The sequence below is a fragment of the Streptomyces sp. NPDC001450 genome (assembly GCF_053597295.1).
The window spans coordinates 34,305-47,238 of record NZ_JBSFHY010000057.1; the positions used below are offsets into that span (position 1 = coordinate 34,305).

Sequence of the window (12,934 nt, forward strand, 5' to 3'; positions counted from 1 at the left end):
ACTGCTGGGATGTGGTGCGGTTGCCGGTGTCACGGGCGCAGGAGCTCTTCCTTGAGGTGCTTCGCCAGCCGCCCGGGGGTGTCGACCTCGAACAGCAGGGCGGCGGGCAGCCTCAGTCCCGTGGTCTCCCGCAGCCGGTTGCGCAGGGCGAAGGCGGTGAGCGAGTTGAGGCCGATGTCCCGAAAGGCGCGGGTGGCGTCGACGGCTTCGGGCGACGGGTATTCCAGCACCGCCGCCACGTCGGCACGGACGAGGTCCACGAGGACGGTGTCGCGTTCGGCGTCGGCCAGACCGGCGAGACGGCGGCGCAGCGTGCTGAGGACTCCCGCGCTTCCCCGCTGTCCCGCACGGCGCCGGGGCGAAGGTCCGGCCAGGCCCCGCAGGGGCGCCGGAAGGCTCTCGTCCCCGGACCTGCCGGCCAGGGCGGGTACGTCCGGGCGGAGCAGGACGACGGTGGGGGCGTCGAGGGCGCAGGCGGCGTCGAACAGGTCCAGGGCCGCGGTCCGGGGCAGCCGCACGACACCCGCGGGTGCGCCGCCCGCCGCCCCGTCCTCGAGGTCCCAGGGCCCCCACGCCACCGATGTCACCGGCAGCCCTGCGGCGCGGCGGCGGCGGGCGAGGGCGTCGAGGAAGGCGCCGAGGGCGGCCTCGCCGCCTCGTCCGGCGGCCCCCAGCGTGCCGGCGGCGGTCGTGAGGAGGATCAGCGGGACCGCGGTAGCGGGGTCCTCACGTCCCGTCAGCTCGCTGAGGTTCAGGGCCGCCCGCAGCTCCGCCTCCAGAAGCTCCTCCTCCGCCTCGGCCGCACCGGGCTCGGGTACCTCCGCCGCGTGCACGACGGCGGTCAGCGGGTGCGCGGCCGGTACCGACTCCAGCAGCGTGGTCAGCGCCTGCCGGTCGGTGGGGTCGCATGCGGTTGCGGTCACCTCGGCGCCCAGTGCGGTCAGGTCCTCCTCGAGCCGGGCGGCCGCGTCGCCGTCCGCGGGGGCCGCGGCGAGCAGCAGGCGACGTACGCCCCGCTCGGCCACCAGGTGCCGCGCCACTGCGGCGGCGGCCGGCCGGTGGGCGCCGGTGACCAGGACGGTGCCCGCCGTATCGGCCCACAGGCCCGCGCCTCCCGCCGGTGCGGCCTGCACGGCGGCGAGCCGTGGCATGTGCACCGCGCCCCGGACGAGGGCCAGTTGCGGCTCGGACGTGGACAGCGCGGCCGCCAGGGCGCGCCAGGAGGCGCGTTTGCCGTCCAGGTCGGCAAGGACCAGTCGGCCGGGGTCGACCAGCTGTGCGGAGCGGATCAGTCCCCAGACGGCGGCGGCCGCCGGGTCCGGGGTGCCGCCGCCGTCGGCCTGGGCTAGCGAACCGTGGGTGAGGAACACCAGCCTGGCGTCGGCGAACCGCTCGTCGGACAGCCATTCACCGGCCAGTTCGGCCGCGTACCGGATGGCACCGGCGGCGGTCGTGTCCGTGGGCCCGGGCACCACGCCGGCCAGCACCGCCCCGGGCGCGGCCGCGCCGGAATCCACCGCCTTGGCGAGGGCACCCAGGGTGTCGTACGCCTCGGTGTAGACACCCGCCTTCATCAGGGCCGCACGTGCGCCGAGCGGATCGGGGCCGACGAGCGCCCAGCGGGGTTTGGCGCCGGGTGTCTCGCACGCGGTCTCGGGCCAGTCCAGGCGCAGCAGCGGGCCGTGCTGGGCGGTGCGGGCGCCGGTGAGCCGTGCGGGGTCGGCGGGGCTGAGCCGGACCGCGCCGATCGACGCCACGGGCAGCCCGGTGTCGTCGGCCGCCTCCACGGCGACGGTGTCGGTGCCGGTACGGGTCAGCCGCACCCGGAGCGCCGAGGCGCCCTCGGCGTGCAGCGCCACCTGGTGCCAGGAGTCGGGCACGGATGCCGTGTCCTGCTCGCGGGGCTCGTCCCGTGCGAGGGCGAGGGTGCGCAGAGCGGTGTCCAGCAGCGCCGGGTGCAGGCCGTAGCGGCCGCCCGCCTGCCGGTGCTCGGCGGTCAGGGCAACCTCGGCGAACAGGTCGTCGCCGTGCCGCCACAGGCCGAGCAGGCCGTCGGTGGCCGATGTGGGCAGGCCGGTGAGGTCGACCGGCTCCGCCTCGGCCGGCGGCCAGAGTTCCAGATCGAAGGAGGCCGGGCCGCCGGCGGGGCACAGCACCGCGCTGGCGTTGCGGGTCCAGGGGGTGCCGGGCAGGGCGCCGGCGGGCCGGGAGTACACGCGCAGCGGCCGTTCACCCGACGCACCGGGCTCGCCGACGGTCACCCGCAGCCGGACCTCGTCCCGCTCGGGCAGGACCAGGGGGGCCTCCGTGGTCAGTTCGGCGATGCGGTCGCAGCCGGCCCGGTCGCCGGCCCTGACGGCGAGTTCGACGAGGACCGACCCGGGCACCGCGACCGTGCCGGCCACCTCCTGTGCGGCCCACCACGGCTGGGTGGCCCGGGACAGCCCGCCGGCCAGCAACAGCCCGCCCGGCTCGGGAAGTTCGACGACCGAGTCCAGCAGTGGGTGCCCGTCCGCCGTCCGGTCCGTTCCGGCGGACGGTGTGTCGCCTGCGGGTCGCGGGGCGGGGGTCATCCAGTAGTGGTGGCGGCGGAAGGCGTACGTGGGCAGCGGCACCCGGCGGGCCCCAGTGGGCGCGAAGACGGCGTCCCAGTCGATCTCGACGCCGCGTACGTGCAGCCGTGCGAGGAGGGCCGTCAGGTCGGGCCCGTCCGGCCCGGTGAGCGGCAGCAGGTCCGCGCCGTCGGCCGTCACGGCGCCGGGCCGTTCCGTGACCTGCGCTGCCTCCTCCGATGCCCCCTCGCCGCCGGGCAGTTCCGGACCGAGGACGACGATCGTGCGGTGCCCGCTGTCCAGCAGCGTCCGCAGCGCCTGCTCGGTCCGGGCGGGGGCCCTGGCCAGGTCGGCGGCCCACTGCGCGGGGCCGGTCTCCTCCCCCGCGTCCAGCCAGCCACCGGTCGCGGCAGAGCAGAACGGCACCTCGGCGGGGCCGAACCGGACCGGCGGCGCGCTCTCGACCGTCGTACGGCTGTGGTGCACGGCGAGCCGGGCGCCGGTCTCCAGCGGGAGCAGCCCGGCGGCGCACGCCGCCGCGATCTCGCCGTGTCCCTGACCGGTGACCGCCGCGGGCTCGACGCCGTAGGAGCGCAGCAGCGCGGTCACCGCGACGGCCACCGCCCAGCCGAGCGGTCCGGCGATCTCGGGCCGTCGCTGCCAGTCGGGGGCGGTACGCCCGGCCAGGACGTCGGCGGGGGTCCAGTCGACCAGTGCGGACAGGGCCCGTCCGCAGGCCGTGAGCGTCTCGGCGAACACCGGTGCGGAGTCGGCGAGAGGCGCGGTGCTCGCCGTCCACCGGGCGTCGGCCGTGGGGAAGGCGAGGACGACGGGCGGCTGTGCGGAGCCGGTGCGGGCGGTGCCGCTGATGACGGGGCTGTCCGGCTCGGTGCCGTCCGCCAGTGCCTTCAGGGTGGTCAGCGCCGTGCCGTGGTCGGAGACGGTGAGCACCGCGCGGTGTTCCAGGGCGGACCGGGTGGTGGCCAGCGACAGGGCCACGTCGTGCAGCCGGGCCACCGGCTCGTCCGTCAGGAAGGCGTGCAGCCGGGCCGCCTGTCCGCGCAGCGCCTCCGCGCTGCGCGCCGACAGCGGGAGCGGGACGCGGCCGGGCACCGCAGGAGCCCTGGTCCGTATGCCGTCGGCGGTCTGGGCATCGACAGAGGTGTCGGTGGCGCCGACGACGCCTTCCCCGTCCCGGGGCGGCTCTTCGATGATCACATGGGCGTTGGTGCCGCTGATACCGAAGGACGACACTCCGGCTCGGCGCGGACGGTCGCCGCTCGGCCAGTCCACGTCCTCGTGCAGCAGCTCCACCGCGCCCGCGGACCAGTCGACGTGCGAGGACGGCCGGTCCATGTGCGGGGTGCGGGGCAGGACGCCATGCCGCATCGCCATGATCATCTTGATCACGCCGCCGGCTCCCGAGGCCGCCTGGGTGTGACCGATGTTGGCCTTCATCGAGCCCAGCCACAGGGGTCGTTCGCGGTCCTGGCCGTACGTGGCGACGAGTGCCTGGGCCTCGATCGGGTCGCCGAGCGGGGTACCCGTGCCGTGGGCCTCGACGGCGTCCACGTCGGCGGCGGTGAGCCCGGCGGAGGCCAGCACCTGGCGGATCAGCCGCTGTTGGGCCGGCCCGCTCGGGGCGGTCAGTCCGTTGGAGGCGCCGTCCTGGTTGATGCCGCTGCCCGCGATCCGGGCGAGGACGGTGTGGCCTCGCCGCCGGGCGTCGGAGAGGCGTTCGAGGAGCAACAGGCCCACGCCCTCGGCCCAGTTGGTGCCGTCCGCGTCGGCCGAGAACGGCTTGCACCGGCCGTCGGCGGCCAGGGTGCGCTCCCGGCTGAACGCCACATAGGGGTCCGGCTGCGACATGACCGCCACACCGCCGGCCAGCGCCAGGTCGCACTCCCCGGCGCGCAGGGCCTGCGCCGCGAGGTGCAGGGCGACCAGGGAGGACGAGCAGGCGGTGTCCACCGCCACCGAGGGGCCTTCGAGACCGAAGGCGTACGACACCCGGCCCGCGGCCACATTGCCCGCCGTGCCCATCTGCATCCCGGAGGCGTAGTCGTGATAGGTCACGCCCGCGAACACGCCGGTACGGCTGCCCTTGAGGGAGCCGGGGGCGACCCCGGCCCGTTCGAACACCTCCCAGGCGGTCTCCAGCAGAAGGCGCTGCTGCGGGTCCATGGCCAGTGCCTCGCGGGGCGAGATGCCGAACAGCTCGGCGTCGAACTCCCCGGAGTCGTAGAGGAATCCGGCCTCGCGGACATAGGTGGTGCCGGGGCGGTCGGAGTCCGGGTCGTACAGCGCGTCGAGGTCCCAGCCGCGGTCGGCGGGGAACGGACCGAGCCCCTCGGCACCCGCGGCGACCAGACGCCACAGGGCTTCGGGTGAGTCGGCCCCGCCGGGGTAGCGGCAGCCCATGCCGACGATCACCACCGGGTCGTCGTCGGGTACGGCGGCACCGGGGCGGGTGGGGGCGTCGTCGCCGTCGCCCTGGTCCCCGTCCAGGCCCAGTTCCGTGACCAGGTGGCGGATCAGGGCCCCGGAGGTGGGGTGGTCGTAGACGAGGGTGGCGGGCAGACGCAGTCCGGTCTCCTGGCCGAGCCGGTTGCGCAGGTTGACGGCGGCGAGCGAGTCGAAGCCCAGCTCCTTGAACGGCTTGTCGGAGCCCACGAGGTCGGCGCTGTCGTAGCCGAGGAGTGCGGCGACCTGGCCGGTGACCAGTTCGGCCACCGCGCGGTGCCGGCGGGCGCGGGGCAGCGAGGCGAGCCGCCGCGCGAATCCGCCGCCCTGTCCGGCCGCGCCGGTCGCGCCGCGGCGGACGGTGACCCGTAGCAGTCCGCGCAGCAGCGAGGGCAGTTCACCGTTTTCGGCGCGGGAGCGCAGTGCCCCTGTGTCGAGGCGCATCGCCAGCAGCAGCGCCCGGTCGGCGGCGGTGCCGGCGTCGAACAGGGACAGTCCGTGCTCGACGGAGAGCGCAATGACACCCTGGGCGGCCGTTCTGGCCGTATGTGCGCGGTCCAGGCCGGCCGTCATGCCACCGAACCGCTCCCACGGCCCCCACGCCAGTGAGGTCATCGTCAGTCCGGCGGCGCGGCGGTGCTGGGCGAGGGCGTCGAGGAACGTGTTGGCGGCCGCGTAGTTGGCCTGACCAGGGTTGCCGAGCAGACCCGCGGCCGAGGAGAACACCACGAACGCGGAGATGTTTTGATCCTTCGTCAGCTCGTGCAGGTGCGCGGCGGCTGCCACCTTGGCCTGGAAGACGGTGGACAGGCGCTCCGGGGTGAGGGAGGTGACCAGGCCGTCGTCGAGGACACCCGCGGTGTGCACGACCCCGGTGACCGGGTGCTCGGCCGGCACTCCGCCCAGGAGGGCGGCCAGCGCGACGCGGTCGGAGACGTCGCACGCCTCGACCGTCACCTCGGCGCCGAGCGCGATCAGCTCGTCGCGCAGTTCGGCCGCGCCCACTGCCTCGGGCCCGGACCGGCTGACCAGCAGCAGCCGCCGTACGCCGTGCCCGGTCACCAGGTGCCGGGCGACAAGGGCGCCCAGACCGCCGGTGCCGCCCGTGACCACCACCGTGCCGTCCGGCCCGAACACGACCGGAGTCTCCCCGGCGGGGCGCGGTGCGCGGACCACCCGGGGTGCCAGCAACGCTTCCCCGCGCACGGCGAGTTGGGGTTCCTCTCCCCGTACGGCGGACGGGGGCAGGGCGTCGGCCGTGTCGCGGTCGACGAGCAGGAAGCGGCCGGGGTGCTCCGACTGGGCCGTGCGCACCAGCCCCCAGACCGGGGCGTGCGCGAGGCCGGGTACGCGGTCGCCGGGGGCGGCCGCCACGGCGTGGTGGGTGAGCACCGCCAGCCGGGAGGCGTCGAGGCGCTCGTCGGCCAGCCACTCCTGGAGGGTGGTGAGGACCGCGGCGGTGGCGTCCCGGGCCTCGGCCGCGAGGCCCGCGCTGTCGGTGGGACGGTCCGTGGAGCCGACCGGCAGCAGCACCGTCACGGGTGGTGTCGCGCCTTCGTCGAGGGCGGCCCGCAGGGCGGCCAGGTCCTGGTGTTCACGGACGGGGACGCCTCGTTCGGTGAGGTGGGCGGCGAGGGCCGCGCCGTCCGGGCCCAGTACCGCCCAGTCGCCGTGCGGGTGCCCGGCGAGTCCACTGTCGGCGGGCCGGCCGGTCACCGGCGTCCAGTCCAGTGCGTACAGCCCGTCGACCGGCCCGTCCGCCGCGAGGTCGGCGACGGGCAGGGAGGTCAGGGAGAGGGAGTCGACGGTGGCCAGCGGCCGCCCTTCGGTGTCCGCCAGGGTGAGCGAGACCCGGTCCGTGCCCGCGCCGGTGACCCGCAGCCGGGCGGCGTCCGCTCCGGTCGCGTGCACGGTCACCCCCTGCCAGCCGAGCGGCAGCGCGATGCGGCCCTCGCCCGCCTCGGGTGCGGCCGACAGGACCGCCTGCACCGCGGCGTCGAGCAGCACGGGGTGGAGGCCGAAGGCTCCGGCGTCGCGGTCGCCCAGTCCGTCCGGGACGGCGAGGTCGGCGAACAGATCACTGCCGTGGCGCCACACCGCGCGCACGCCGCGGAAGGCGGGGCCGTAGGAGTGGCCCTGCAGCGACAGCAGGTCGTACAGGCCGTCCACGTCGACCGGTTCGGCCCGGTCGGGCGGCCGGACACTGGTGTCCGGGGCGTCCCCGGCAGGCCGTGCGGCGGCGGTCAGGGTGCCCTCGGCGTGGCAGCGCCAGGGCTGGTCGCCCTCGTCGTCGTCCGGCCGGGAGTGCACGGTCACCGTGCGCCGTCCAGTCTCGTCGGCCGCGCCGACCAGGATCTGCATCCGCACCGCGCCCCGTCGGGGCAGCGGCAGCGGATCGCGGAGGGACAGCGCTTCGAGGACGGTGCAGCCGGCCTCGTCGCCGGCGCGGACGGCCAGTTCGACGAGGACCGACGCGGGCAGCAGGGTGCAGCCCGCCGTCTCACGGTCGGCCAGCCAGGGCTGGGACCGCGCGGACAGCCGGCCCGTGAGCAGGATGCCGCCGGCGTCGGCGAGTTCGACGGCGGCGCCGAGCAACGGGTGCCGGGCGGCGCCGAGGCCCGCGGCGCGGACTCCGGCGGCGCCGGACGCCACGGCGGGCAGCCAGGCGCGGCGCCGCTGGAAGGCGTAGGTCGGCAGCGGCTCCGGCGGGGCGGGCGGGGTGGCTGTGCCCGTGTCTGTACCTGTGCCTGTGCCTGTGCCTGTGCCTGTACTCGTGCCCGTGCCTGTACTCGTGCCCATGAGGAGGCTGGTCCAGTCGACGGGGGCGCCGCGTGTGTACAGGGCGGCAAGGGCTGTCTCGAAGGCCCGCGGTCCGGGCTGGTCCTTGACCTGGGCCGGGACGGCGAGCACCTCGTCCTGCGGCGGCAGACTCTGCGCCGCCAGGGCGGACAGGGTGCCGTCGGGGCCGAGTTCCAGGCAGCGGGTGACGCCGAGGCCGGTCAGGGCGCGGACGCCGTCGGCGAAGCGGACGGCGTGCCGGACGTGCCGGACCCAGTACTCGGGGTCGGTCAGGTCGTCGGGGTCGGCCGGGCGGCCCGTGAGGTCGGATACGACGGTCAGGCGCGGCGGGTGGAACTCCAGCGACTCGGCGACACGCCGGAAGTCGCGCAGCATCGGTTCCATCAGCGGCGAGTGGAAGGCGTGGCTCACGCGGAGCGCGGTGGCCCTGTGGCCCTGTGCCCTCGCCCGTTCCGCGATCTCCCCGATGTCGGCGGCGACCCCGGCGATCACCGTGGCGCGGGGCCCGTTGACCGCGGCGATCCCGACCCGGTCGGTACGGCCCTCCAGCAGGGGCGGCACCTCGTCCTCGGAGAGCTGGAGGGAGACCATGGCGCCGCCCTCGGGGAGCTCCTGCATCAGCCGGCCGCGCGCCACCACCAGCCGGCAGACGTCGGCCAGGGACCACACACCGGCCACGTGGGCGGCGGCCAGCTCGCCGATCGAGTGGCCGAGCAGTACGTCCGGGCGTACGCCGAAGAACTCGGCGAGCCGGAACAGGGCGACTTCCAGGGCGAACAGGGCCGGCTGCGCGTACTCGGTGCGGTTCAGCAGGTCGGCGTCGGTGCCGAACACCACGTCCTGCAACGGGCGTTCGAGGGTGGTGTCGACCTGGGCGCACACCTCGTCGAAGGCTTCCGCGAACACCTCGTACGTCTCGTACAGCTCACGCCCCATACCGAGGCGCTGGGAGCCCTGTCCGGCGAAGAGGAAGGCGGTCCGGCCGGTTCCGGAGGCGGAGCCGTTGATCAGTCCGGGCCGGGCGTGGCCGGCGGCCAGGGCGTCCAGGCCGCGCAGCAGTTCCTCGCGATCGGTGCCCAGCACCACGGCCCGCTGTTCGAAGACGGACCGGGTGGCGAGCAGTGCGGCGCCGGTGTGCGCCGGGTCCGTCGCGGGGCGGGACCGCAGGAAGCCGGCGAGCCGCCGGGCCTGGTCGCGCAGGGCGGCGGGGGTGCGGCCGGTGACGACCCAGGGCACCGCCGCGGACGGCAGGCGCAGGGCCGGCGGCGCGGGAGCGGGGATTTCCGGGTCGGCGGCCGGTTCGTCGGGGGCCTGTTCGAGGACGACGTGGGCGTTGGTGCCGGACACGCCGAAGGCGGAGACGCCCGCCCGCCGCGGACGGTCCTCGTCCCGCGGCCAGTCGGTGTTCTCGTGGAGCAGCCTGACAGCGCCGGCCGTCCAGTCCACCCGGGAGGTGGGTTCGTCGGCGTGCAGGGTGCGCGGCAGCGTGCCGTGCCGCAGGGCGAGCACCATCTTGATGACGCCGGCGACACCGGCGGCTGCCTGGGTGTGTCCGATGTTCGACTTCACCGAGCCCAGCCAGAGCGGCCGTTCGCGGTCCTGGCCGTAGGTGGCGATCAGCGCCTGCGCCTCGATCGGGTCACCCAGTGCCGTACCCGTGCCGTGCGCCTCGACGGCGTCGACATCGGCCGGCGTGAGTCCACTGCCCGCCAGCGCGGCGCGGATCACCCGCTGCTGGGAGGGGCCGTTGGGGGCGGTGAGGCCGTTGGAGGCCCCGTCCTGGTTGACCGCCGTACCGCGGACCACGGCGAGCACCCGGTGCCCGTTGCGCCGGGCGTCGGACAGCCGCTCCACCACGAGCACGCCGACGCCCTCGCCCCAACCCGTGCCGTCGGCGCCCTCGGCGAACGCCTTGCACCGGCCGTCGGCCGCCAGGCCCCGCTGCCGCGAGAACTCCACGAAGGCACCCGGCGTCGACATCACGGTGACACCACCGGCCAGGGCCAGATCGCACTCGCCGCCTCGCAGCGCCTGGACCGCCAGGTGCAGGGCGACCAGCGACGACGAGCACGCGGTGTCGACGGTGACCGCGGGCCCCTCCAGGCCGAGCACGTACGACACCCGGCCCGACAGCACGGACGCGGTGATGCCCGTGGTCAGATGGCCGTCGGCCTCCTCGGGCCGGCCGAGCATCAGCGCGAGGTAGTCCTGGCCGTTGGTGCCCGTGAACACGCCGGTCCGGCTGCCGCGCAGCGACCCCGGTTCGATGCCCGACCGTTCCAGCGCCTCCCAGGAGGTCTCCAGCAGCAGCCGCTGCTGGGGGTCCATGGTCATGGCCTCGCGGGGCGATATGTCGAAGAATGCCGAGTCGAACAGCGGGGCGTCGTAGAGGAAGGCTCCCTGGCGGGCGTACGTGGTACCGGTGCCGCCCGCCGGGTCGAGGACGCCGTCGAGGTCCCAGCCCCGGTCGGCGGGGAAGTCGGCCACGGTGTCGCGGCCCTCCGCGAGCAGCCGCCAGAACTCCTCGGGGGTGTCCGCGCCTCCGGGGAAGCGGCAGCCGAGGCCGACGATCGCGACGGGCTCCTGACGGCTCGTCTCGGCGTCATGAAGGCGCTTGCGGGTCTGGCGGAGGTCCGCCGTCACCCTTTTCAGGTAGTCCCGAAGCTTCTCTTCATTGCTCGCCATCGTGCTCCACTTCCTCGCAAAAGCCGTGAACGGTCCTGTCGCCCGAGCCGGGTGGTCAGATTCCGAGTTCCTTGTCGATGAGGTCGAACATCTCGTCGTCCGTCGCCCCGTCCAGTTCCGCGACCGCGTCGTCCGTCTCACCGGTGTCGGCGCCGGTCCACATCGCCAGCAGCCCCCGCAGCTTCGTCGTGATCTCCAGGTGGCTCTCGCCGCCGGCGCCGGCCTCGGCCGCGAGAGCCTCGGCCAGTCGGTCGATCTCGGCGACGACCCCGGTCTCTGCGGCCGGGTCGCCGCCGGGGCCGAGGAGTTCGGCGTCCAGGTACCGGGCGATGTCCACCGGCGCCGGGTAGTCGAACACCAGGGTCGCCGGCAGCCGCAGTCCGGTGGCCGCGCCCAGCCGGTTGCGCAGTTCCACCGCGGTCAGCGAGTCGAATCCGGCCTCCCGGAAGGCACGGGCCGGGTCCACCGCGTCGGACCTGGCGTGTCCCAGGACCACGGCCGCCTGTTCCCGTACCAACTCGACCAGCGCGGAGGACCGTTCGTCTGCGCCCAGTCCGGCCAGCCGCTGCCGCAGCGCGTCGGCGTCCGCCCCGGACGCGGCGTCCTTCAGCGCGGCGTCCGCCTCCGGGATCTCCCCCAGCAGGGTGGTGCCCCGTCCGGCGGTGAACGCGGGAGCGAAGCGCGTCCAGTCGACCCGTGCCACGACGGCGACCGGATCGCCGCCACCCGCCAGCCGCTCCATCGCCACCAGCGCCGGCTCGGGGGCGAGTCCCGTCAGGCCCCGGCGGCGCAGGTACTCCTCCACGCTGCCGTCGGCGGCCATGCCGTCCTCCGCCCACGGCCCCCACGCCACGGACGTGGCCGGAAGCCCGGCCGCTCTGCGTCGCTCGGCGAGGGTGTCCAAGTAGGCGTTGGCCGCTGCGTAGTTGCCCTGCCCCGGAGAGCCGATGGCGCCCGCGAACGACGAGAACAGCACGAACGCCGACAGCTCCCGGTCCCGGGTCAGCTCGTCGAGGTTGCGTCCGGCGACGGCCTTGGCGCGCAGGACGGCCGCGAAGCGCTCCGGGGTGAGCGCCTGCACGAGCCCGTCGTCGAGGACACCGGCCGTGTGCACCACCGCGTCCACCGGATGCTCGGCCAGCAGCGCCGCGAGTGCCTCACGGTCCGCCGCGTCACATGCGGCCACCGTCACCTGTACGCCCGAGGCGGCGAGGTCGTCGCGCAGCCGCGGAGCGCCGGGCGCGTCGAGGCCGCGCCGGCTGATCAGGACGAGACGCTCGGCGCCCTGCGCGGCGGCCCAGTGGGCCACCCGGGCGCCGAGCGCGCCCGTACCGCCCGTGATGAGCACGGTGCCCGAGGGACGCCAGCCCGCGCCGAGGGCTCCGGGCGCCATCCGGCCGAGTCGCCGCCCGAACACGCCGGTCGCCCGGATCGCCACCTGGTCCTCTCCCGAACGGCCCGTGAGCACGCCGGTCAAACGGCCCATCGTGCGCCGGTCCACGACCTGGGGCAGGTCGACCAGACCGCCCCAGCCGTCCGGATGCTCCAGCGCCGCGACCCGGCCCAGCCCCCATACGGCACCCTGCGCCGGGTCGGGTGCCTGGTCGGACCGGTTGACCGAGACAGCGCCCCTGGTCAACGCCCACAGCGGAGCGGCGATACCGGTGTCGCCGAGCGCCTGTACGAGTACGGCGGTGGCGGCGGGGCCTGCCGGTACGCCGTCACCGGCACCGTCGGCCCCTGTGGCGTTCTCGCCGTCCGGCTCGGGCAGCGCCAGGAAGGAAAGGACCCCGGCGACCGGCTCGTCCCCCGCCGCCGTGGCCAGCCGCGCGGCCACGGCGGCCCGGTCGGCGTCGGGCTCGTACTCGACCGGGACCGGCTCGGCCCCGCTCGTCACGAGACCGTCCAGCACGGCGCCACTCCACGTGTCGTCCCGCAGCCCGGCGGGCAGGACCGCCAGCCAGCGGCCCGGCAGCGCGCCACCGGAAACCGCGCCGAGCGGCTTCCAGCTCGTGCCGTACAGCCAGTCGTCCACCCGGGACTGCTCCTGCCTGCCACGCCACCACGACGACAGCGCGGGCAACAGCCCGTCCAGCGCGTCCGTCGTCACACCGAGCGAGTCGGCCAGCGTCCGGGCGTCGCCGCGCTCGACAGCCGTCCAGAACCCTGAGTCCGCGCGGTCGGTGGAGTCCACCGCCGGCCGGCCGCCCAGTCTGGCTCCCTCGGGCCAGAAGCGCTCGCGCTCGAAGGCGTAGGTCGGCAGGTCCACCACCGTGGCCCCTGTCGGGGCGAACACGGCGCGCCAGTCCACCTGCCCGCCGTGCAGATACAGCCCCGCGACCGCCGAGAGAATCGAGTCGGCCTCGGCGCGGTCCTTGCGCAGGCTCGGGGTGAACAAACGGCCCTGCACTTCGCCGTCGATACCGCCCTGGGCG

The 12,934-nt window shown here is 75.5% G+C and carries 2 protein-coding genes; both read right to left on the minus strand.

Going from position 1 to position 12,934, the window contains the following annotated elements; translation table 11 throughout:
- Positions 1-29 precede the first annotated feature (29 nt).
- Positions 30-10,499, minus strand: a complete 10,470-nt coding sequence (locus tag ACWC5O_RS40695) for a type I polyketide synthase (RefSeq protein WP_450591586.1) — start codon at positions 10,497-10,499, stop codon at positions 30-32.
- 55 nt (positions 10,500-10,554) lie between these two features.
- On the minus strand, positions 10,555-12,934 hold a 2,380-nt coding region (locus ACWC5O_RS40700), incomplete at its 5' end, for an SDR family NAD(P)-dependent oxidoreductase (protein WP_450781209.1).

Bases quoted from the DNA above. Each gene is read 5' to 3' on its own strand.
- ACWC5O_RS40695 (WP_450591586.1), bottom strand. From the start codon at position 10,499: ATGGCGAGCAATGAAGAGAAGCTTCGGGACTACCTGAAAAGGGTGACG.